This is a genomic window from Halococcus sp. IIIV-5B, from assembly GCF_003602035.1.
Classification (GTDB): Archaea; Halobacteriota; Halobacteria; order Halobacteriales; family Halococcaceae; genus Halococcus; species Halococcus salsus.
The window spans coordinates 176,839-199,191 of the sequence record NZ_QZWE01000003.1 but is presented as its reverse complement, the minus strand read 5'-3'; the positions used below and the strand labels follow the sequence as shown (position 1 = coordinate 199,191).

Genomic DNA, 22,353 nt, shown 5'->3' with positions numbered 1-22,353 from the left:
CGTTCACGAGAAGTACTGTGACACCGACCCCGAACACACGGTACCAAATCGTGGGTTATGAGTACAGACCTTTCCGGACGAACGGCGCTTGTCACGGTGCAGGACCCAGAAACGACGACGGTCACACTCGCTCTTGCCGATCAAGGCGCGAACAACCTTACGGAACCATCGCCGAGGAAACCATCGAGTGATCGCTGAGCTGAGGGCGATGCTGCCACAGTATGCGCGGAGACCAGTGACCCACAAACAACTTCCGTTACCTGACATAGTGCAATTTGCCAACTTGGCAGGAATATTGCAGCGCTCGATCTTACGCTGCCCAGATACAAGTTAGACCGTTCAGGAAGCGTCGAGACGCTCGAAGATCTTTACCGACGCCCATGGTATCACACTCTCATACGAAGCGAGCGTTTTTCTCGGCTCTAAGTGCTTCGCGTGTTCTGCGAGAAGTCGACAGTCCCGGCAGCTTCGTGAATAATCTCGACGATCCGGAGGTCGACGAGACCATGCTAGCAGTCGAGTTCGATGGTGGCGTCAGCGAGGAGGCGATCGGTGAAGTAATCGAACTCTTCGCGGTCGAACTTGACCAAGCGGCCGTCGCAAGCGATCCCAGGGGCAGCACCCGCCGTGGAAGGCAGGTCGGAGCTTGAGCGACCCGACGACGGGTGTGTCTTCTGTTGTCTCATCCGCGAGGTCGACTACGAGCGCGGACAGATACACTGCGCGGGCCGAGTGACCTCAACTGTCACCTGATCGCACAGGGGTCCGTTCGCTTGGGCGTACCGCCTGTTATACTCGCCGTCACGTCGGTAAAGACGTCTTCCAACACCCTTCCAGCTCGTCGGGAATCAGCGCACCACTGTCGAATTTGTGGTCGCCGATTCTATCGGAATGGGTCTGCTTCCAAGCCATGCGACCATTTTTGCCACCCTGGAGAGCGATGAAATACTTTGTCCTGTCGAGATAGCCTTGTTCGCCGGTCACGTGATGGAGTTGGATCAGCGCGAGTTCGACTTCCTTGCAGCGGGGACGCCGCCGAAGTCCTCGTCGGTGAATACGTCGAAAATGTAGTTGGCAAATCGGATGAGGATGTGGAGGAGCGAATCCTGAGGCTACTCCATTCGTACGGTGACATAGCCATCGAAGTTCAAGAGTACACGCTGTGTTCGGTCCCCAAATAGCGCTTTGCCGGTTGGAGACCGACGTTTTCCAGTTATGTAGATGTAATCACAGCTATACTCCGCTGCGATCTCGATGATACGGTCCGCATGATCGCTAGGGTCAAGGACCTCACCGACGATTTCATAGTTCACGGCGCTAAGATATTCGTTCGCGAGATGACTGGCGAACTCTTTAGCGAAGCCATCTGGCGAACTCTCGTAACTTGCCCCCTCGATCTCTCCAATCTGGGCAAGTACCTCTTGATCGTTTTCGTAATTATCCGGAGACAGTAGCGAAACAAGGACGACTCCAACGTCTGTCCCACTTGCGATATTTCTGACTTCGGAGAGCAGCTCAATGCTGGATTCTTCGCTGTCAACGTTGGCCAATATCCGCTGCATAATGTGCCATGGGGATGAATAGATGATAAACCTATGTATCAATTCAATAGTCTGGAATGTAGCGAGTCACTGAAGGGCTGACAACTTCCAAGTCGCGCCATCTCGTCGAATTAGTTTGTAGATGTATCCTTCGTGGACCAGTTGAAAGAAGATACAGCACACCTCGCTGAGGAAGTAGTACTCCCAACAAGGATGGTGCCGAGTCGCTTAGCAAGTCCGCTTTCAGAGTATCCGTGAATACATCCCGTGCTTGATTCAGGTGTGTTATTTATTATTGGGTAAACGCGTAACTGGTGAGGATAGGACCAGAGGAGAAGGTGGGACACGTTCAGCGATCAGTTCTCGAGATTGCCTTTGGAGTCAAGAATCTCGATCATGAGGCTAGCGTAAAGTTCTGTACGCTTTGGATGTTCAGTGGTACTGTCCTCATTAAGTGGACAATTCTTGAGATTGGTGACAAAGTCGCCTTGGTATGACATTGACTTGAGAACATCTCGAATGTTAACCTCAATGGTATTGTCTTTCGTAGTTTTCAGCCACGCCGCTGAAGCCTCCATATTTGTATACTCCAAGGTGTAAGTCTCTCCACCAAGGAGCTCAACGATGTTGTCGACTGAACCAACTTCCAGCCAACTATTGTCGCTCTGAACGTAGAAGACTCCATCCTTAATTCGCGACTCGTAGCGGGTAGTGCTCACAAGTGCTCATTCAATCCAACGCATCAACACTCCTTCGATCTTCAATCATGTGTGGCACATTGTTGAAGAAGTGGCTTCACTGAATCTTAAGCCGGTCACGAATTGGGCGCACACACTTTTGCAGGCTTAGCCAGGCTAACCAACAGCTTCGCCGTCGCCGGTTACCATCGATAGTGAAGAGAAATTGGCTTTACATCACGGTCGACACGAGTTCGAAGTTGCTCTTGAGGGCTGTGATGTTCGGTCTCCATATGGGTCCGTCCCGCGGCAGCGTTTCTTCACCGACTGACCGAGCAGCACGACGTCCTAGACGCCGAGCTTCTGACCGACGCAGGTGAGTATCTTACGGCGTTGGTCCACCACGAAAATCAAGCTGGACTCAACCATAGCGACCGAAATCCGATCGAGAAGCTGTTCCGGACCACGGCGATGCAAATCGCCCGATTTCACACATTTTGATAGTGGAGTCCAGCCGGCCCACGGCACCGGCTGCGATGGTCCAAGCACTATTGCAACCACAGTCGACCGAACTAGGCGTTTGACGGCCGGACGCCTACCGAGGAGATCCTCAACTATACAGTGCCATCGAACGAACAATTCATGCGTTTGAGCCGCTCTTCGGACCGCTAAGCAACCATCAGGAGGCGATGATCGGGAGAACCCGGAGATATAGAAGAACTAGCAGAAGGAACACTGGTATGACAGCAGCATACGCCCCGAGGATGCCTGCAATAGCATAGAAACCTAATGCACTAACGGTGTACGCGCCTACAACAGTCAGCGTTTCCAAGATGACTAGCAACGAAAGCGTGGGATGGGACCTAAAGATCTCAAACAGCCTGTCTCGTTGGAGCATTTGAGACGATTCAGAGTCACTGATCGTTGATGAGGTCATGTACAACAGGTCCCAATCCAGGACAGATAAGTCTTTGCTAGACTATAATAATGAATTCTCTCATTTCAGAAGCTTAGTTGAGAGATGGTTTGATTAGCCCTCATCAACTCAGCCGCTAAATCCAGTGCTAATACAATCTCGGGCTTATCGGATTCTAACATGAATTCGTAGACATGGCTGGGATGTCTAATTCTGCATATAACCGACCAAACCCCAAGCTTATTAACAGCACAATTCGTCATCGATAGCTAATGGTAGTAGTTGTTTATGACTGATGGTGCCGATTCGACCGAACGTCGTGACCAGCAATCCCCAATTCAGCGGTGGCTACAGTCTCTGCTCACGTTCTTCCAAGGATATTTGATTAGACGGCTACTGCAGGCTATGATAACAGTCTATGCAGTAGTCACGCTCTCATTCGTGCTTATTCGATTGCTTCCTGGGGGGCCAGTAGAATCGATAGTCGTTCGGCTCCGCTCGCAGCAACGATCCGGAGGTAGTGTGAATATGAACCGGGTGCGAGAACTTGTCGAAGCATACACCAACATTACGCCGAATCAGCCGATTTATGTCCAGTATGTAGACTATGTAACAGCGGTGTTGCAGGGTGACTTCGGTCAGTCTATTTCATTTCAGGAACCTGTGGTTTCGATTCTGCTTCAAGCCCTTCCGTGGACACTGTTTGTGCTTTCAGTTTCGGTTTTGGTCAGTTTCACACTGAGCATCAGCCTCGGAGCGATCATGGCCTACAAAGAAAAAACTGCACTAGATATTGGTCTGTCGACTTATACAACAATCAGTTCTTCAATACCATACTACATAGCAGGGATCCTCATGCTCTATTTCTTCGGATATCAATTAGAATTATTCCCTACATCCGGCCGGGTTGATGCCTCTATTCCTGCTGGTTTTAACGTTGATTTCGTAGTGAGTATCCTCCATCACGCTGCGCTTCCTATCCTATCGTTTGTCCTCACTGGATTGGGAGCCACCCTGAGTATGCGTGCGAACAGCATACGAGTACTCGGAGAAGACTATATACATGTAGCGCAACTTCGCGGTCTTTCACCTCGATTGATATCGCTACGGTATGTCGGACGGAATGCAATTCTCCCGCTGTATACAGGACTGCTGCTGACGCTTGCGCTGATGCTGGGCGGGTCAGTTGTCATGGAACAAGTCTTTCGATATCCCGGTATCGGCTACTTCCTGATTGAGGCGATCAGGAGCCGCGATTACCCACTAATGATGGGAGGTTTCTTGCTCATCTCAGTTGGCGTCACGGCTAGTATGTTCATCGCAGACCTCACCTACGGACTAATTGATCCCCGAACCTCGTCCGAAGGAAACGGCAATAATAATTCAAGCAGTGTGGCCCTCTTGCGTCTTGTCCGTCGCCAAGTCCGACGTGTGCTGAAATCGTCATCAGAGTCGGATCAATTCATCGACGGTGGAACATCCTCTATCAACGATCAATCGTCTCAGGAGGGGGACACATCGCTCGAGAAGTCCGTTTTTCAGTTTGAGGGGGAACAAGATGCTAGCACTTCTCTCAGGGAGAGGCTATTTCGCATGTTTGACGTGTACATCTACGCCCCGTTTATGGTCTTGTGGGACGACATCCGCGGGAAGATCGGTATTCTCATTCTCGCCATTTATATTATTGCTGGAAGCGTTGGTGTTTGGCTGGTCACCCCTCCTTCGGTGAATGAAGGCCCTGCGTATGTCCTACCGTTCCAGAACTCTGGATACCCATTTGGGACTGATAACTCCGGTATAGACCTTTTCGCACAGATGGTACATGCAACCCCAACCATGTTCCAAATGATCCTTGCAGGAGCTATCTTCGCGACCGGAATGGCGATGCTCATAGGGACGCTTTCCGGGTTTAAAGGAGGATTCGTTGACAGTGTTCTCATGACACTTTCGGATATCTCAATCGCGATTCCGGGACTTCCGCTCATAATTGTTCTTGCAGCCATCTTCCAGCCACAGAACCCAATTCTTGTGGGAATAATTCTTACTGTTAATGCGTGGGGCGGGACCGCACGCGCGATTCGCTCCCAGGTATTAACGATCCGGGAAGAAAGCTACGTTGAGGCGTCCCGAACTATGTCGACTCCAACATCGACGATAATCAGCAGCGATATCGTCCCCAATGTTGCTCCATATATACTCATTCAATTCGTTGAGCAGAGTCGAGCGGTCATCTTCGGATCGGTAGCGCTGTACTTCCTAGGAGTCCTGCCGTTCACAACCACCTCCAATTGGGGCGTCGTCCTCAATCAAGCGTATTCTCAAGGTGGGTTGCTAACGCTGGCAACGATCCACTGGATCCTAGTGCCTGTGGTCACTATTATGCTTCTGTCGATGGCGCTTACCCTCATCGCGCAGGCAGCTGATGCGCTCACGAGTCCTCAGGTCCGTGCCCGCCACGCAAAGACCACTGATGAAAATACAGAAGCTGAACCAACCAAAGTATAGGTATCTATCAATCTTAAGACCAATCCCTCGCCAAGAGCTAATAGTCGATTCGCTCATGTGTAGCACATTGTTGATTTCAGAGAGCGGCTCGAACAGCGTGTTTGAGCGCTTTTCGGCCAGGTTCGTCGAGTAACTCTCGCCGAAGCTGGACCGCTCTCAGGTACTGAGTGAGTTTGTCCTTCGAAACGCCTCGATGAGGCGAGAGCCACGGTCGCACCAGCGACCCGTGCCTCTCGCAGGTGTTCACGTGAACATCATCGTCGACGTACTCGTTGTCCGCATGGATGACCGACTCGCGGTGGAACCGCTCGTCGTCATCCAACGGGTCATATGCTCGGAATCCGTCCGTGTAGACCGTGAGTGGCTCCTTCTCGCGGCCCGCGAGAAGGAGCCGAACCGTCGATTCGTCCGCCGATTTCGCCGGGATCGCGTACCGATTCCCGCTGCCTCGATCAACGAGGGTGAACACGGGCGGCTTGTCACCCTCGTAGGTTCCACGCCCGCGCGTGGAGAGGCCTCGGGAGCGCGACGGTCCGTCGCGCTCGCGGCCCTTCAGTCCAGCAGAGACGTACAGTTCATCGATTTCGATCGGTCCAACGAGATCGAGAACGGGCGCGTCCAGCGCTTCATGCGAGCGCTGGACGCGCTGGTGGACAGTTTTGTAGGTGACGTCGATCTCCCGCTGAAGTTGCTGGAGACTCGTGTTGAACCGCAAAAACGCGTAGATCGAGAACAGCCATTTTCGGAGGGCGATCTTGGAATGAGCGAAGATCATGCCGGTCTTGTCATTGAATGTGCGGCCGCAATTCTTACAGAGGCAGCGTTGAAACTGGCCATAGCTGCCGTTCTTGACCGTCAGGTCAGAACGGCAGCGAGGGCACTCGACACCACCACGCCAGCGAACCTGTTCCAGCAGGTCCGCTGCGAGCGATTCCGAATCAAACACATCGAGCGGAATCATCTGTGTCGGGCACCGCTGGCGCGGTGCCCTTGCCCTCTTTGACTCCAGAGCGATTGCTGAACTCCATCAACAATCTCCTACAGATGAGCGTAGTCGATTAGTCCCCAATATTGTGGACATCGTTGTGACGACGGCACAGATACATGATCGGAGATACCATCGAAAGGATGGCGCCGTTGACTATCACCGTTATCACTGCAACGACGTACGAACCAGTACCTGAAGGAACGGCAAGCGTAATTAGGGCAGCGAGCAGTCCAAAACTTAGACTGAGTGCAAATACCAATAGAAGCTCATTCTCGAACTTAGACAACAGTTTGATAATCTCGGTAGCCATTGACTCCGTCTTATCGGAGGCCATAAATAAGGTTTCGTCGTGATAGCACCGTTTCGGTACAACGAACGTAGCCGTTGGATAGTCACCATTGAAGAGCATTAGTATTATATACTACCATCAACATTCTCAGAGTAGATGACAGTTGAGAGAAACAGCGCAGATGTTAGCGGTCATGCTGCTGTGATAGAGGACCCTATTATCGAGGTCAAAGAGGCGACTGTCGGCTTCGAGATGGATCGAGGCGAATCCCGCGTTCTTGATCAGGTAAGCATCGGTATCGAACGTGAAGAGATTCTTGGAGTCGTTGGCGAGAGTGGGAGCGGGAAATCGATGTTCGCGTCGGCTCTCCTCGATGCAGTAGTTTCACCGGGGCAACTGTCGGGCGAGATCGTTTATTACCCAGAGGACAGTGACCCGGTCAGTCTTCTTGATCTGTCTGATGACAAACTGCGCGAGATCCGTTGGGAGGAGATCGCAATGGTGTTCCAAGGTGCTCAGAGTTCGTTCAATCCAACCCAGAAAATTCGGACGCATTTCGAGGAAACTCTAGACGCCCACGACGCTAATCTTGAGGAGGGAATGTCGCGGGCGACTCAATTGCTCTCGGACCTTCACTTGGATCCTGAGCGAATCTTGGAGTCATACCCTCACGAACTGAGTGGAGGGATGTCACAACGCGCACTGATCGCGCTTAGTCTCGTGCTTGAACCGAACCTGCTTGTGATGGACGAGCCGACAGCGGCACTGGATCTACTGATGCAGCGGTCCATTCTCAATCTCTTACAGGAAATGCAAGAAACATACGGTGTTGCTATCGTATTCATTACCCACGATCTTCCATTGGTTGCTGGCCTCGTGGATCGACTCGCAGTCATGTATGCGTTCGATTTCATCGAAGTCGGACCGGCCAGCAAGATGATCAACGAACCGACTCATCCATATACAAGGGCACTGCTAAAAGCAGCCCCGAGCCTCGATACCCCGTTCGATGAGATGCGACCGATAGATGGATCAAGTCCAGATCCGGTCAACGTACCCTCTGGCTGTTCGTATTCTCCACGATGCCCACTTTCTGATAGAAAGTGTGAAGAGAACGAACCGCCATATCAGGTAGTTTCTGCTGAGCATGAGACCGCTTGCTATTACTGGGAAGAGTCGATTGAAGAAATTGACATCGGATTCGATCAGTCAAACAAGGTTGAGAGCCGAATTGAGGGCGAACAGTCCTCGAAGCCAGTCCTTGAACTCGAAGAGCTGTCAGTTCATTTTGAGAATGAAAGTGGAATTGCTGATCTATTCGGCGGATCAGAGACGGTTCAGGCCGTCAACAATGTAGATCTCAAAATTCACGAAAATGACGTTGTCGCGCTTGTTGGTGAGAGCGGGTGTGGGAAAACAACATTGGGTAAAACAGCCATCGCGCTCCAAGAACCGACATCAGGTACTGTAGAGTATCGAGGACAGAATGTGTGGGATGCGTTTGAGTATCGAGGAGATATGAGAATATCGCCCAAGCAAATTAGACAATCTCTCCAGATCATCCATCAGGATCCAGGCACCTCTTTGAATCCGAATAAAAAGGTCATATCTTCGCTGCTACAGCCGCTGAAGAACAAGAACGTTGACCTCAGTCGCGAAGAGCGTGTGGAGTACATTCATCAGATGCTCAACCATGTTGGAATGGCTCCTCCTGGAGACTACTCTCAGAGGTACCCCCATCAATTAAGTGGTGGGGAAAAACAACGGGTCGCACTCGTTCGAGCACTCTTGATGAATCCGGATCTCATCCTTGCAGACGAAGCTGTCTCGGCGCTTGACGTTTCGCTACGAGTTGAAGTGATGGACCTGATGCTCGAGTTGCAGGCTCTTTTTGATACCTCGTACCTATTTGTTTCCCACAACCTATCCAACGCTCGGTATCTCGCGGGAAAAGCTGGAGGTCGGATTGCGGTCATGTATCTCGGACGAATAGTTGAAATTGGCCCCGTCGAAGAGGTGATTGAAAACCCTCAGCACCCTTATACACAAGTTCTGAAGTGGTCAACTACAGACGTTAACACAGAGATGAACGTTGAGGAGCCCCCGATCCGCAATATCGACATTCCGGACGCAACGAACCCACCGGATGGCTGTCGATTCCACACTCGCTGTCCAGAAGCCCGGGAGCCCTGCAAGCACGAAGATCCAGCACCGGTGGGGGAAAGCCATGAGGTCGCCTGCTTCCGGAGCTACGGAGATGACCACCCCTACTGGGATGCTGAATCTCTCCCTGAGATAGAAGAGAACCCGGCTGACAGCTAGCTACTGATAATGCTGGCAGGCTATCGATAGGTGGTGTTGACGTGTTGGCTACTCATTTGTTCTTGGTACTCTCGCAGAGCGGCCCCTCGTCATTACAACAATTCTCAACCGATAGAGCGATTCGTCGCTTTCCGAAGTCTGAGTCGGGCGAATTGAGGCATCATACATATGTGCTAACTAAAATAAAAGCCACTACAAGCACCAAGCAAACACCAACAGATAGTTAACTATAAACAATAGCTTACTGTAGCAACTTAGTACACGTGACGCCCCCGCAGTACTCGGTAGACATAGAGGACGTTGAGGTTGATGATGAATTCTGGTCACCGTGGATTGTCCAGAATCGTGAGGTAACTCTCAGACACCAATATGACCAGCTCGAAGAGTCTGGGACGCTAGAGAATTTCCGGCGTGCTGCCGCCAGCAAGGAAAGAGGCTTCCGAGGGATGTGGTTCCAAGACAGTGATGCATACAAGTGGCTCGAAGCGGCTAGCTTTGAGCTTGCCAAGGGCGAAAACCAGGACCTGAAGAGACGTGTTGACGAGGTAGTCGATCTTGTTGCGGCTGCGCAGGAACCAGACGGTTACCTCAATACGTACTTCCAGCTGGTCGAACCGGACCAGAAGTGGACGAACTTCCATATGATGCATGAGCTCTACTGTGGTGGACACCTAATTGAGGCAGCAGCTGCTCACTACCAAGCAACTGGTGAGAACGACCTGCTTAATGTAGCCACTGCTTTCGCAGATCATACTGATGATGTATTCGGCGATGAGGTAGACGCGGTTCCAGGTCATGAGGAAATTGAACTTGCCCTCATCAAACTCTACCATGTTACCGATGAGGAACGTTATCTCAACCGTGCTGAATACTTTGTTGAGTTACGTGGTCACAACGACAGACTAAAGTGGGAGTTTGATAATCTTGAGGAGATCGCTAGCTCTGAGTTCGATATAGAAGTCGATCATTGGGAAGATTCAATGATTGATTTGGCACGCCGTCTTTGGCTTGAAGACGGTGAGTATGAGGGCAGCTACGCTCAAGCACATGCTCCCATTGCCGATCAGACTGCCATTGAAGGCCATTCGGTTCGGGCAATGTACCTCTACAGTGCTGTTACCGATCTCGTGGCTGAGAGAGGCAACAAAGATCTTCGCAAGGCACTTGACAGGCTATGGGAAAATATGACTACAAAACGGATGTATATCACTGGTGGTATTGGGCCGGCACACGCCAATGAGGGATTCACCGAAGACTATGACCTTCCTAACGATACTGCCTACAATGAGACGTGCGCCGCCATTGGGAGTATCTTCTGGAATCAACGGATGCTCGAACTCACAGAGGAGTCAAAGTATGCCGACCTAATCGAACGGACGCTGTACAACGGTTTCTTGGCAGGCGTTGCAATGGATGGCCAACGGTTTTTCTACGTCAATCCATTGGAGAGTGACGGGGACCATCACCGCAAGGGGTGGTTTACGTGTGCATGTTGCCCGCCGAACGCCGCCCGGCTGTTTGCCTCGCTCGGTCAGTACATCTACTCAAAGACCGATAGCGAACTATACGTTAACCAATATATTGGAAGCTCGATTGCCACAGAAATTGACGGGACTACCATCAAACTCGCACAATCCAGCTCCCTCCCATGGGATGAAAAAGTAACAATTGATATCAATACAGATGAACCCATACCAATCAATTTCCGGATACCAAACTGGTGTGCGAATGCCACAATTCTGATTGACGGCAAAGAAGTTGAACATAATGACCAAGGCTTTGTCCGCATTGATCGCGATTGGGATGGCAACCAAATTGAGATCAACCTTGAGCAGCGAGTCAAGCTGTCGACGGCTCATCCAGAGGTTGAAAGCAACATAGGACGTGCTGTAGTTGAGCGTGGACCGCTCGTCTACTGCGCTGAAGCGACTGATAATGACCGTCCACTTGATCAGTATTCAATTCGGTCGAAGATAACCGGAAGATCCGATCACAAGGATGAACTTCTTAACGGTATAACAACTCTAGAAGTGGATGCGGTGGTACCAACGCTTAGCGAGTGGGAAAGTGAGCTATATCGGCCAGTAGAAGGAACAAACGGTGAGGAGCAGGAGCTCGGGCTTGTGCCTTACTATGCATGGGACAATCGGGATCCGGGTTCAATGCGGGTGTGGCACCGCTACGATAGATTCTAGCTCCAATAGTCACCATAATGAAACAACATAGCTCGTAATACAAAGACTAGCTATCGCACCGCGCATAAGGTACTCTTTATTTTCGGCGATCTAGCCGGTAGTCACCAGGTCCCAACTGATTCATCAGCGTAGCTAAAGAACTAGTAATGTGCAGCTTGCCGTGTTCAGTCAACGTCAGACTATGTTAAGCAAGAACAAACTTCCGTCGGTGAGGCTAAGCGCGTGGGGGAGCGCATACAATCTGGATGAGTTTGGCTACTAAGCGTGGTTGTTAATGGAAAGATGGTTGTTCAGTTTCTGGGTTAACGAACAAAATCTTCCGGAAGTATTGAGAACACAAGCAATTCTGCCCTATTTTGGCGTAATAAATCCCTCACGAATCATCCGAGTGACTATTCCCATGGTACTTAGATATTTGTCAGACGGATTGAATGGGTCGTCCACAGAGGGGATGTTGAAGTCCGTAGTGTTGAACCAACGATTCAAGCCTGCGGGGTTTGTTATGACAGCTGGTACCGTCTGATTGAACGTCCATGCAAGGCGGTCAACTATCTCCGTGGCGGCTTGGTCGTTTGAAGCCGTTCTCAAGTCAGACACCAACTGCTGGACGTTGATCGATTCTGTGCTTCCATTGGGGTTCCCGATCGGCATTGGCACATCATACTCGTTCTGAGACCGGAGGAACCATTGGGATGGACCACTATCGCCGAAGACCCATGAGTACACTGATAACGGGTGAGGATACTGTGGCCATTCGGCACCCATGACTGCCCATGCGGCTTCGAAATCACCACCTTGTTCGCTAAAAACTTGGTCAAAGTATTGAGTACTGTTTATATTCGTCTGCTGCATGTCGAAACCGTGCGAGTTGAGCATATCTACGACGCTTTGAGTAGCAACAGTCGCATCCCTCCAGTCGCTGACCGAGATGATGTCGCCGCTGAGGCTCTGGCCATCCGACGATATCCAGACACCGTTTTGCTTGGAAAATCCAGCGTCTCTAAGTACTGCATCGCCACGCTCAACTCTATTATCCGCATCGTAATCGGTAAAATTGCCAAGAATGTCATTTATCCATTCATCTTGGATGACTTTGTTCCCTTCCATTCCATTCAATCGGGTGCCTGGTGCAGCCCACGACTGGTTCGCAGCAGTTTGAGCAATATTGATGTAAAACGCTGCTGCTTTCCGAACCGCACGCTGGCCCCACAGATCATGTTCTTGATTGAAAACTATCGATCCATGGATGAAATTGTCAGTGGGAAGGTAAACGTATTGGAGATGGTCGGGAAGAGATTCCCGCTGCGGCTCGGAGAGGGCAAGCTGCCCCTGCCAATCGATTTCGTTCCCGCGTAGTGCTTGAAGTCGCTGTTGACGACTTGTCGTTACTTGGTACCCAAAGCTGGGGATCTCAACATTCGAAAGGTCCGGGTTGCCCCCATCACGGCGATTGTATTGAGCTCGATTCAGTCCATCAAACCCTGTGAATGACCAGACAGAATTTGTGACGGCGTTATTGACGTCGGTGATCTGACGCTGGACAATTTCACTGACAACGTCTTCACCACCTTCGGTGTCCTTGAGTCGCTTTGCGTGATCTCTCCAAAGAGCTCGAGGCGTGTCTGGTAATTCCCCGAGAATGTTGTATTCGATTATTGAATTATTTATATTTGGATTCGAGAGCGCGAGTTGTATTGTCTTGTCATCCTGAATGGTCCAATCATCAATGAAATCCATGACTGTGCCTTGCGTCACATACTGTTGGAAAGTCAGCCAGATATCCATATCAGTCCCGATGAACTCATCACCGTTGTCCCATGTGAGATCTGGGGCAAGATTCAGTGTCATGCTACCACCATCGATTGTCCAGTCGCTGGCGACCAATGGTTCAAACTGCTGCGTTGCGAGGTTGAAATCAGCCAACGGATGGTAGAAGTCTGCAACAAATTGGTTGTTCGGGTTATATGGATTAAATTGCATATTTTGGAACGAACTCCCTGGCCAATCGGATACAAATGTAGACCCCTGCGATGACTGCCCTGGGTTCCCGGATCCGTTCTGTGATGATCCGTTTTGAGATTGTCCGTTCTGTGATGATCCGTTTTGAGATTGTCCGTTCTGTGGTTCCTCGCTCGTACATCCTGCGAGTAAGACTGCTGTTCCACCTGCGTACTTGAGATAGTTCCGACGATTCATGGGTTGTTGACTCCGGAATAAACATGAGTCACTCTATGATAATTAATCTTTTCATATTGAACTATGGTTTGGGTTCGGCCAGACTATACCGGCGATTGCGTATGGATGAGTCTTTTCCTGCAGGTGAGTACATTGGTTAGATCGCATTGTCAAAAACGAAGTAGGCGGATCCACAAGGTATGCCAGGTCAATTTGCTGTCGACGAGACGAGTATCAATACAAGAATGAGCCAACAGTAGCATTGGCCATACATATATAAATGATGTATTTTGGAAAAGGTGTGGCCTCCGTCTGCTGGAGCAGTGCTTTGAGCTGGGATGGATTGATTGGTTGATATACGACGATTGAGCCGCAACAAATAATGCTTTCAACCACTCACCCAGTAAATAAGTAACTAAATACGAGATGGAGCAGTGATCCAGCTATCCCTCACTGCTGGTGCCTAGTTTGATTGTCTTGCTATCGAATATGAGTGAAACCGCTTGGTCGCGAGATTGTACGCTAAACGAGGATCTGAGATTAACCTACATTAGCTGAACGCTACAGAATTTCAACAATCAAGAAGGCGACGGCTTCTCATAATTATTCGCAAAGCTTCCGGCTGTGGCGGAATAGTCACACCTCGAAAATAAAATCATAGTATCATAATGGCACTTTGGTGAAGATGACAAAAATGACAATATAACTTTTGGGAACACTAATTTAGCTGGATTTAGTGAGTGTTATTGGTGCGAAAAGTGAGATGCGGAGCGAGAGGTTCAAACTAAACATTCTCGCTCTTGTCCTCCGGGCAGCAAATGTCTTTGAATTATTACACAAGTATCAATAGACATCCGGCAGAGCCGGATAAAAGTCGTGTTCCAACGGCCGGAGACGGAGAAATGATACTGTACGATAAATAGATTTAGTTTGTATAGTTGGTTTTCCGCTCTTTACTCTTTTCACAAGATAGATCAGTAACAGCCGTATTCGTGTTATACTCAAAGAGCAACATTTTGTAGCCATATATATCGCATGCAACTTAGAAAATAAGCAAGTAGCGACCAATCATCCGTCATCACCGGAAACCTCTCAACCGATTTCTAGGTGATGCAGCGAGATTGCTTTGTGGGCATCTGAAAGGCAGAACTCAGTACGACCGCTACGGGTGCTATCTTCGGCATGGTGTCAACATGATGTTGGCCTGCAGACACGCCTCACAAAAGCTGACCTATATTGTTTCTTATAGCGCTAATAAATATCTGGCAGATAGAAGGAAGCATAGAAGTTCTCTATTCCTGTTCGGTTCACTGTCAAACCGGTTGAGGACGTATTATGCTAGAGAACAGTGGCTTGAGAACACGTGATGTCTCAAGTATTCAATAATAGGGTTCTAATGTAGGAACATTTATTTACGTCTCCTTCTGAGTAATGGATTGATGTCAATTAGTGTCTGCTATTTCCCGGAACACTGGCCGCAGGACCAGTGGGAGAAGGACGTCGCCACGATGGCTGAAGTTGGGATCGAATTCGTTCGAATGGGTGAGTTCTCATGGTCTCAGCTTGAACCCAAACGTGGCAAATATAACTTGGCCTGGTTAGAAGAGGCGGTTGATCTCTTAGGCAAGCACGACCTAAAGGCTGTCTTGTGTACACCAACTGCTACGCCTCCAAAATGGCTCATTGATGAACATCCAGACATTAGACAGAAAGACTCTAAGGGAATAACGCGCAACTTTGGCGGTCGACGACATTACTGCTTTAACTCCAAAGTATACCGCGAAGAATCCAGTCGGATAATTAAGAAGCTCGCGAGTCACTTTGCAGACCATTCTGCTGTTGTAGGCTGGCAGACAGATAACGAATATGGCTGCCATGGGACGACTCGATGTTACTGTGGTGACTGCGCCACCGCATTCAGGGGTTGGCTCAAGGAGAGGTATGAAAGTATAAACGAGTTGAATGAAGAATGGGGTACAACGTTTTGGAGTCAAAATTATCAGTCGTTTGGGGAGGTCGATCCGCCTCGCTTTACGCCGGCAGATCATAATCCCTCCCATCTCGTAGACTATGCTAGATTTTCAAGCGAAAGCGTTGCGAAGTTTAATCGGGCTCAGACGGATTTACTCCGAGAAATAAATAGCGAATGGTTCCTCACGCACAATTTCATGTCTGATTTCCCGGATTTAAATTTCCGAGATGTTTCTCCGGATCTCGATTTCCCTTCAGTGGATTCATACCCTACGTTGCATGCACAAATCGCGGGGGAAAGTGATCCAGAAATCGGCGGCATAGGCAGTGAGGAAGATCAACGTGCAGGTGATCCAGATGTTACCGCATTAAATCATGCGCTCTATCGAGGAGGGAGTAACGAATCGTTTTGGATCATGGAAAATCAGTCGGGTGACATTATGCCATTCCCCTACTCGGCAGAACCTGCTGATGGCATGATGCGTCTGTGGGCGCACGCTGCAATTGCGCATGGTGCTAGGACGGTGTCGTACTTTAGGTGGCGTCGGTGTCAGTACGGTCAGGAACAGTACTGGGGTGGGCTAAATGATTACGATGGGTCGGCGGATCGTGGTCTCCCGGAGGCTGCACAAACAGCAGAAGAAATAGCTTCACTTCCAGAAATAGGGAATGTAAACGCACCAGTCGCCATAATTCAAGATTACGAAAGCTGGTGGGCTATCAATGCACAACCTCATTCTCCAGACTTCGATTACTGGACACACCTAAGAGTGTATTTCCGCGCTCTTCGTCAACGGGGAATTGATGTGGATGTAATAAGTCCGTATGATGACTTCTCAAGCTACAAGGGAGTTGTCGCCCCTAGTTTGTATATTATTGATAATGAACTCGCTAAAAATCTATCGAACTTTGTGGAAGACGGAGGAGAGCTTATTCTCGGTACCCGCTCTGGATACAAAGATCGTTCTAACAGATTTCGAGATATCCCCGCACCAGGTCCACTAACCAACTTAGTTGGTGGCCAAGTGAAACAGCATGAGAGTCTTGCTCCGTCTGTGAGAACTAAAGTGAGCTACCACGCTGGTAAGGATGAAAGTCAGAACGACTACCGTATTTGGGGTGAGTGGCTTACCTCCAAAGGAGGAAAGGTCATTGCTGAACACTTGAACGGTCCTGGAGCCGGTGAACCGGCGTGCATCTGGAAAGGTCATGGAGAAGGCAGCACAATGTACGTTGGCGTCTGGCCTACTGACGACTTTGCAGGCAAAATCGTTGAGGACTTCCTCAACCGGTCCAATATTGAGTTTCTGGACACATCTCTTCCTGACCGTGTTCGATTTGTTCGCCGTGGCGATCTCATGTGGATCCTCAACCATGGCTCGGACCCAATTCAAGTGGATATCTCCGATGATAGTGAGGTATTTGTGGGCGAGAGTACTGTCCCTGCGCATGACGTTCTTGTTTTCGATGGTTGCGTTAACTCTATATCAACGAACAGCAAATAGCTCACTTAGGCCGTAAGCAGTTTTTAATAACTGTGTTGTTTGTCCAGACTAGCTTTAGAAAATCGCCACGTGGCGATTGATATGTAGTCGTAGCAATCGCTTCGTGTTGTGAACCGCGTACATCGGAAGATCTTACCGAACTGACCATACCAGGCTCCGCACGCACGACGTCACAGAGCGTGCGCTTGATCCGGGAACACGTTCTCCGACATCAAGCGCTGGCAGTATCGGAGGATGTCGACCCGCGCGTTGTTCGTACGGTCAATGAGTCGAAAATCCAGATTTTAGTCGTTTGACTTATACTTTGGTTGCGGAGCTTCTCCCCTAGCGCCATACAGTCGTAGTCTTTGTCGGCGGCTAACGAAAGCCGGTCTTTGTGTCATGTCGCCTCAACGTGGCACAGCGAACGTCCAGCATCGCCAGAGTGTCCGTGGCAACGAGTGCGATGGCCTTGATCGTCTACACGCGGTAAGCCGTGCGACGGCGTTAGTAGCGACCGGCGTTCTCGTTATCTGGAAAACGTCAAGTCAATCATGGCGTGGCCCGACAGCTCATGCAGTCGTGCTCTCTAGCACAACTGTACTCGGTAGATTGCTACGGGAAATTTTCTGAATGTTTTGAATAGCGTCAAGTAATTCAGGAGAGGGACCCTTTCAAGATCGATTTCCCACAGTATTTTTGACATTTCAGCCAGGGTATCGAGCGCTTCCCGGTAGGACTTCTCAAAGTGAAATTTAGAGGCAGTGGTGTGGAACGAAGCTATACTCGGGGAATCCACCGCCTCCAGCAGGAGCGGTAGATTCGTCTCAATTATCGCCAGTGTTTTTTAGCTGATGTGACCTCACAATTGTAATCAAGAAACCTCCAATACACGCTCTCATGATTTCTCGCTTGAGATTCATTTCAATCACTGTTCATCATAGCGCCGTATGGCGGATCACTAAATCCTAATCGTTCTATGACACGCTCACCGAATATGTTTTTGGGGACGGCGTCCAGACTGGTGTATGGGTCTCGATGAGGACGCACTCGCGTACCACGAGCGGAAGCCGTCCGGAAAGATCGAAATAGCGACAACGAAGCCAACGAATACACAACGCGACCTCTCGCTGGCGTACTCGCCGGGTGTAGCGGCACCTTGCCGGAAAATCGCTGATGACGAGGATGACGCCTTTCGGTACACAGCGAAGGAGAATCTCGTCGGCGTTGTCTCCAACGGCTCCGCGGTTCTTGGTCTTGGTGACATCGGGGCCCAAGCCTCGAAACCCGTCATGGAGGGAAAAGGCGTTCTATTCAAGCGGTTTGCAGATATCGATGTCTTCGATATAGAACTCAACGAATCTGATGTCAACGCGTTCGTCCAGAATGTCGCAGCAATGGAACCGACATTCGGTGGGATCAATCTAGAGGATATCGCGGCTCCAGAGTGTTTTGAAATCGAACGTCGCCTCGCTGAGACGATGGATATCCCGGTTTTTCACGACGACCAACACGGTACCGCTATCATCTCCGGTGCTGCGCTCCTGAATGCCGTCGAATTAACGGGAAAGACACTCGAAGACCTCACCATCGCCTTCTCTGGTGCAGGCGCGGCCGCTGTTGCCTGTGCAGAATTCTATGTCTCCCTTGGCGTTCCTGAGACAAATATCACAATGAGCGACATCAATGGCATTCTTTCAAAGAACCGCGCACAGGCGGATGATCTAACCTCCCGCACTGAGCCGTTCGCAGAGGGTGTCGAAGATGGGGACCTCGCGGATGCGATGTCGGGCACTGACGTGTTCATCGGCCTGAGCGTCGGTGGAGTCGTCGATCAGGAGATGATACAATCAATGGCGGACGACCCTATCGTGTTCGCGATGGCGAATCCCGACCCCGAGATCAGTTATGAGAGTGCCAAAGAGGCTCGGGATGACACAGTTATCATGGCGACAGGCCGCTCTGACTACCCGAACATGGTGAACAATGTTCTCGGCTTTCCTTTCCTCTTTCGTGGGGCACTCGATGTACGAGCAACCGAGATCAATGAGGACATGAAGGTTGCGGCTGCAGAAGCACTCGCCGAGCTCGCAAAACAGGATGTCCCCGATCAGGTTCGAGATGCCTACGGTGACCAACCTCTTCGATTCGGTTCGGAGTACATCATTCCAAAGCCGCTCGACCCCCGTGTCCTTTTCGAGGTCGCACCAGCCGTTGCACAGGCCGCTATCGACTCCGGCATTGCCCGTCACGATATCGATCCTGTCGAGCATCGAGAACATCTTGAAGCTCGTCTTGGCAAGAGCCGCGAGATGATGCGCATCGTCCTAAACAAAGCACAGAGCGAGCCCAAGCGCGTCGCCCTCGGCGACGGAGCGGACGAGAAGATGGTCCGTGCGGCTGCTCAAATGCAAGAGGAAGGTATCGCAGAGCCCGTCCTTGTCGGCGACGAAGACCAGATCGAGGCGACAATCGCTGACCTCGCGCTCGATGCTGATCCTAATATCGTAAACCCCGAGGACAGCGAACACACCGAATACGCCGACAAACTTCACGACATCCGAAAACGCAACGGAGTAACGCGACAGGAAGCCGCCGAGCTCGTCCGGAAACCAGAGTATTTTGGTAGCGTCATGCTTGAAGAAGGTGACGCCGATGTCTTTCTCACTGGGCTTACCCATCACTACCCAAATGCGCTCCGCCCGCCGCTCGAAGTGATTGGGACGGCTCCCGACACAGACTACGTCGCTGGTGTCTACATGCTTGCGTTCCAGAATCGTGTCGTCTTCTGTGCGGATGCGACCGTGAACCTCAATCCGAGCGCCGATGAGCTTGCCGAGATCACACGGCACGTCGCGGCGCTTGCCCGGCGTTTCGATGTCGAACCTCGAGCGGCCCTCCTGTCCTATTCGGACTTTGGGAGTGTACAGACGCCAGGATCCGCGAAGCCCCGTGAGGCGGTGTCGATGCTTCACGACGACCCGAGATTCGACTGCCAAGTCGATGGTGAGATGCAAGCCGATACGGCCGTGGTCGATGAAATCCTGAACAATACATACGGATTTTCAGAACTCGACGGGCCTGCGAACTGTCTCGTCTTCCCCAATCTAGAGGCAGGAAATATTGGCTACAAACTCCTCCAGCGTCTTGGTGGTGCCGACACCATTGGGCCGGTGCTCGTCGGCATGAACAAACCCGTCCACGTTATCCAGCGAGGTGACGATGTTGAAGATATCGTTAACCTCGCCAGCGTTGCCGTCGTTGAGGCGCAAGAAAAATAGAAAGGATACTCTCCAGCCAATTTCTGAGTTCCAAATAACCAAATTAGATCGGGTTCGTTCGCGGTCCCGTTCTCATCCAATACGATTCAACCATCATTGCCTCATCATAATGTTCGGTGAATACAACCTTCACATTCTCTTCAGAGACCTCTACGTAGTTGCTATGACACTCGCATCGGATCATCTCCGGGTTCACGTTCTGCGTGCAGATGATATTTGGAGAGAAACTCGAAAAGTCGAATTCGTGAACGTCCCCATGCGAACCGATGCCTGGTACGAATGTGAATCCACCGTGGTCGGTCTCGTACGATTAATTCGTCGTCTTGAAATCCTCGTGCCGCCGCGAGTTCCACGGCACAAGCACCTTCCACCCGCAGGCCTCACATATCTGCATCGCGGTGAGCACATTGACGGTCGATGCCCACGCGAGTTCCGGTAACGGCTTATCTGATCGCCGATGGATCGAGCAGAAACATGGTTTCAGCTGATTCATTCACAGTGACACGATTAAGGGCGCAGCTGAGCGCGTTCACTTCCTAGTCACAGTGTTCAACCTTTCGTGGGGTGCACTAATTTTGAACTTGTTTGTTTTTTGAATGGATTTTCTTCGACATGTGAGTTCTCCCGGTTAGATCTCCAAAATGCGTTGATGACTTTCATTATGGCCGGCAGCATTCTTTGGGAGAAACGCAATAATAAGTATTCCGCATACTCACTGGAATATTCGACAGACGTGGCGATTCGATCCGAATCGAATGGTTCGAGTGATTCTAACACGATGAACGGAAGTACCTTGTGGAGTTCGTGAACTAGATATCCTGCAAGTGCGAATACGAGTCCCATGAGTTCACTGTCGATTTCGTTGCGTTCGTGGGCTTTCTCCTCACGAAGCGAGCGAAGACTCTCAAGCGTCTCGTCAATGATCTCCCGCTCGACTTCGCTCCCACAGGTCCAACAAACGGTTCTCTCGCCCTCATCACCGAGCAACTGGTCGGTAAGGACTCCATCTCCACCTTCCTCCGCAGTCGCTTGTGGAGCGGTTCCCTAAAGTGTAGTCTGGAGTTCGGGATTCTCCCCCTCAAGCATCTGCTCGTTGAGCTGGAGCACGCGTTGAAGCTGGGAGATCGTGGACTCAAGCGACTGCTTGTGGTCTCTCAACCGTTCGATCTCAGAATCGAGTTCGGAGATATCGCCAGCCGGTGTCTCCGAAAGATCCGCTACCGTACTTTCGATGTCTTCGCGTTCATCCTCAAGCGTCTGAATGCTTTCGCGCTGGGTATCGAGACGATATCAGACGTTATCTAATCCCGACCGGGTGGATTGAAGTTCGTCATGGGCATCCTCAAAGTCGAAATTTTGCTCGCGAGTATCGTCGATGATTCTGTCAGCATCCTTCATCTCGGTATTTTTGTTTTTGAGCTCGGCGCGTTTGTCTTGGATCTGGTCTTTAATTTGTGTGCGCTGTTGTTCGAGTTCCGGAAGCCGATCGTCGGGTGAGTTGAGCTTGTCAAGTTGGTTGTCAAGGACACGTTTGCGAGTCTCAAGTTGGGTTATTTCAGCCTGAATGGTATCGGTATCCACCGGTCGCATGATGACTTCTCGGAGGTCGTCACCACGTGCGACCGCCTAGCATGCTTCGTTGTTCTTGAGGAGGAACGCGAAGAGGTCGGCACCTTCGGAGTCACCGAGGTAGGGTTCCCCACCCATTACAACGGCGCCTCCCTCAAGTTCAAGCACTCGCCGAGAGGTATCATCACCGACCGCGAGTTCGACGTATCCCTCATCCGAGTCTCCTTTCAGTGACGTTGATTCACTCCCGAGAGCGGCCATGATCGCCCGCAAAAAAGACGTTCGATTGGTTGCGTTCCGTCCCATGAGAATGGCAACACCTGGAGAAAACGAGACCTCTGTCTCGTTTATCCCGCCGATATTGGCTGCTTGGACATCAACCGGCCACTTCAAAATTTGCGTTTTTCTCACCTATCAGCCGATTGTATCGCAAATCACTA

16 protein-coding genes and 1 pseudogene are annotated in these 22,353 nt (G+C 50.6%); 7 read left to right on the top strand and 10 right to left on the bottom strand.

Going from position 1 to position 22,353, the window contains the following annotated elements; genetic code table 11:
* Positions 1-470 precede the first annotated feature (470 nt).
* Complete coding sequence (locus D3261_RS04020; RefSeq protein ID WP_120069202.1) at positions 471-650, top strand: hypothetical protein; 180 nt, start codon at positions 471-473, stop codon at positions 648-650.
* 151 nt (positions 651-801) lie between these two features.
* On the opposite strand, the gene D3261_RS19670 is transcribed toward D3261_RS04020, so the two are convergent.
* The 4 genes from D3261_RS19670 to D3261_RS04000 all read right to left on the bottom strand — a co-directional run bounded on the left by D3261_RS19670 (position 802) and on the right by D3261_RS04000 (position 3,155).
* Entirely contained in the window at positions 802-984 is a 183-nt protein-coding gene (locus D3261_RS19670) for a hypothetical protein (RefSeq protein ID WP_147464924.1), read from the bottom strand.
* A 128-nt stretch (positions 985-1,112) separates the two neighbouring features.
* Positions 1,113-1,562: a universal stress protein gene (locus D3261_RS04010; RefSeq protein ID WP_120069197.1), complete on the bottom strand. Its 450-nt coding sequence runs from the start codon at positions 1,560-1,562 to the stop codon at positions 1,113-1,115.
* 335 nt (positions 1,563-1,897) lie between these two features.
* Positions 1,898-2,260: a hypothetical protein gene (locus tag D3261_RS04005; RefSeq protein WP_120069195.1), complete on the bottom strand. Its 363-nt coding sequence runs from the start codon at positions 2,258-2,260 to the stop codon at positions 1,898-1,900.
* 637 nt (positions 2,261-2,897) lie between these two features.
* Positions 2,898-3,155, bottom strand: a complete 258-nt coding sequence (locus D3261_RS04000; protein ID WP_147464923.1) for a hypothetical protein — start codon at positions 3,153-3,155, stop codon at positions 2,898-2,900.
* 507 nt (positions 3,156-3,662) lie between these two features.
* On the opposite strand from D3261_RS04000, the gene D3261_RS03995 reads away from it, so the two are divergent.
* Positions 3,663-5,639 carry an ABC transporter permease subunit gene (locus D3261_RS03995; protein WP_233553878.1) on the top strand — a complete coding sequence of 659 codons (1,977 nt, stop codon included), beginning with the start codon at positions 3,663-3,665 and terminating at the stop codon, positions 5,637-5,639.
* A 76-nt stretch (positions 5,640-5,715) separates the two neighbouring features.
* Here the strand turns inward: D3261_RS03995 and D3261_RS03990 are convergent, their stop codons facing one another.
* Together D3261_RS03990 and D3261_RS03985 are read right to left on the bottom strand one after the other, a co-directional pair.
* A complete protein-coding gene (locus D3261_RS03990) occupies positions 5,716-6,600 on the bottom strand; it encodes an IS1595 family transposase (protein WP_120069187.1) in 885 nt (294 codons plus the stop codon).
* Positions 6,601-6,697: 97 nt separating this feature from the next.
* A complete protein-coding gene (locus tag D3261_RS03985) occupies positions 6,698-6,937 on the bottom strand; it encodes a hypothetical protein (RefSeq protein WP_147464921.1) in 240 nt (79 codons plus the stop codon).
* Between the two features lie 135 nt (positions 6,938-7,072).
* On the opposite strand from D3261_RS03985, the gene D3261_RS03980 reads away from it, so the two are divergent.
* Together D3261_RS03980 and D3261_RS03975 are read left to right on the top strand one after the other, a co-directional pair.
* Complete coding sequence (locus D3261_RS03980; protein WP_120069182.1) at positions 7,073-9,238, top strand: ABC transporter ATP-binding protein; 2,166 nt, start codon at positions 7,073-7,075, stop codon at positions 9,236-9,238.
* Between the two features lie 263 nt (positions 9,239-9,501).
* Positions 9,502-11,433 (top strand): glycoside hydrolase family 127 protein, encoded by a 1,932-nt coding sequence (locus D3261_RS03975; protein ID WP_199693908.1) that lies wholly within the window; start codon positions 9,502-9,504, stop codon positions 11,431-11,433.
* Positions 11,434-11,784: 351 nt separating this feature from the next.
* On the opposite strand, the gene D3261_RS03970 is transcribed toward D3261_RS03975, so the two are convergent.
* Positions 11,785-13,413 (bottom strand): ABC transporter substrate-binding protein, encoded by a 1,629-nt coding sequence (locus D3261_RS03970; protein WP_120069179.1) that lies wholly within the window; start codon positions 13,411-13,413, stop codon positions 11,785-11,787.
* Positions 13,414-15,047: 1,634 nt separating this feature from the next.
* Between D3261_RS03970 and D3261_RS03965 the strand changes: the two genes are divergently transcribed.
* Together D3261_RS03965 and D3261_RS03960 are read left to right on the top strand one after the other, a co-directional pair.
* Positions 15,048-17,084 carry a beta-galactosidase gene (locus D3261_RS03965; RefSeq protein ID WP_120069176.1) on the top strand — a complete coding sequence of 679 codons (2,037 nt, stop codon included), beginning with the start codon at positions 15,048-15,050 and terminating at the stop codon, positions 17,082-17,084.
* Positions 17,085-18,091: 1,007 nt separating this feature from the next.
* Positions 18,092-20,344: an NADP-dependent malic enzyme gene (locus tag D3261_RS03960; RefSeq protein WP_120069173.1), complete on the top strand. Its 2,253-nt coding sequence runs from the start codon at positions 18,092-18,094 to the stop codon at positions 20,342-20,344.
* Between the two features lie 145 nt (positions 20,345-20,489).
* Here D3261_RS03960 and D3261_RS21025 read toward each other — a convergent pair.
* Positions 20,490-20,798 (bottom strand): annotated as a pseudogene (locus D3261_RS21025) (DNA polymerase I); the annotation flags it as partial.
* Positions 20,799-21,214: 416 nt separating this feature from the next.
* Between D3261_RS21025 and D3261_RS20630 the strand changes: the two are divergent.
* Entirely contained in the window at positions 21,215-21,649 is a 435-nt protein-coding gene (locus tag D3261_RS20630) for a hypothetical protein (protein WP_233553877.1), read from the top strand.
* Here the strand turns inward: D3261_RS20630 and D3261_RS20625 are convergent.
* Both D3261_RS20625 and D3261_RS20620 read right to left on the bottom strand, forming a co-directional pair.
* Positions 21,635-21,934, bottom strand: coding sequence for a hypothetical protein (locus D3261_RS20625; RefSeq protein WP_233553876.1), 300 nt, complete (start codon positions 21,932-21,934; stop codon positions 21,635-21,637). The two genes, D3261_RS20630 and D3261_RS20625, sit on opposite strands and share 15 nt — an antisense overlap.
* 36 nt (positions 21,935-21,970) lie before the next feature.
* Complete coding sequence (locus tag D3261_RS20620; RefSeq protein WP_233553875.1) at positions 21,971-22,324, bottom strand: ATP-binding protein; 354 nt, start codon at positions 22,322-22,324, stop codon at positions 21,971-21,973.
* Between the last annotated feature and the right edge of the window lie 29 nt (positions 22,325-22,353).

Coding starts and splice junctions, on each gene's coding strand:
- D3261_RS04010 (WP_120069197.1), bottom strand. CDS start 1,562: ATGCAGCGGATATTGGCCAACGTTGACAGCGAAGAATCCAGCATTGAG.
- D3261_RS04000 (WP_147464923.1), bottom strand. CDS start 3,155: ATGACCTCATCAACGATCAGTGACTCTGAATCGTCTCAAATGCTCCAA.
- D3261_RS03995 (WP_233553878.1), top strand. CDS start 3,663: ATGAACCGGGTGCGAGAACTTGTCGAAGCATACACCAACATTACGCCG.
- D3261_RS03990 (WP_120069187.1), bottom strand. CDS start 6,600: ATGATTCCGCTCGATGTGTTTGATTCGGAATCGCTCGCAGCGGACCTG.
- D3261_RS03985 (WP_147464921.1), bottom strand. CDS start 6,937: ATGGCTACCGAGATTATCAAACTGTTGTCTAAGTTCGAGAATGAGCTT.
- D3261_RS03980 (WP_120069182.1), top strand. CDS start 7,073: ATGACAGTTGAGAGAAACAGCGCAGATGTTAGCGGTCATGCTGCTGTG.
- D3261_RS03970 (WP_120069179.1), bottom strand. CDS start 13,413: ATGCAATTTAATCCATATAACCCGAACAACCAATTTGTTGCAGACTTC.
- D3261_RS03965 (WP_120069176.1), top strand. CDS start 15,048: ATGTCAATTAGTGTCTGCTATTTCCCGGAACACTGGCCGCAGGACCAG.
- D3261_RS03960 (WP_120069173.1), top strand. CDS start 18,092: ATGGGTCTCGATGAGGACGCACTCGCGTACCACGAGCGGAAGCCGTCC.
- D3261_RS20625 (WP_233553876.1), bottom strand. CDS start 21,934: ATGCGACCGGTGGATACCGATACCATTCAGGCTGAAATAACCCAACTT.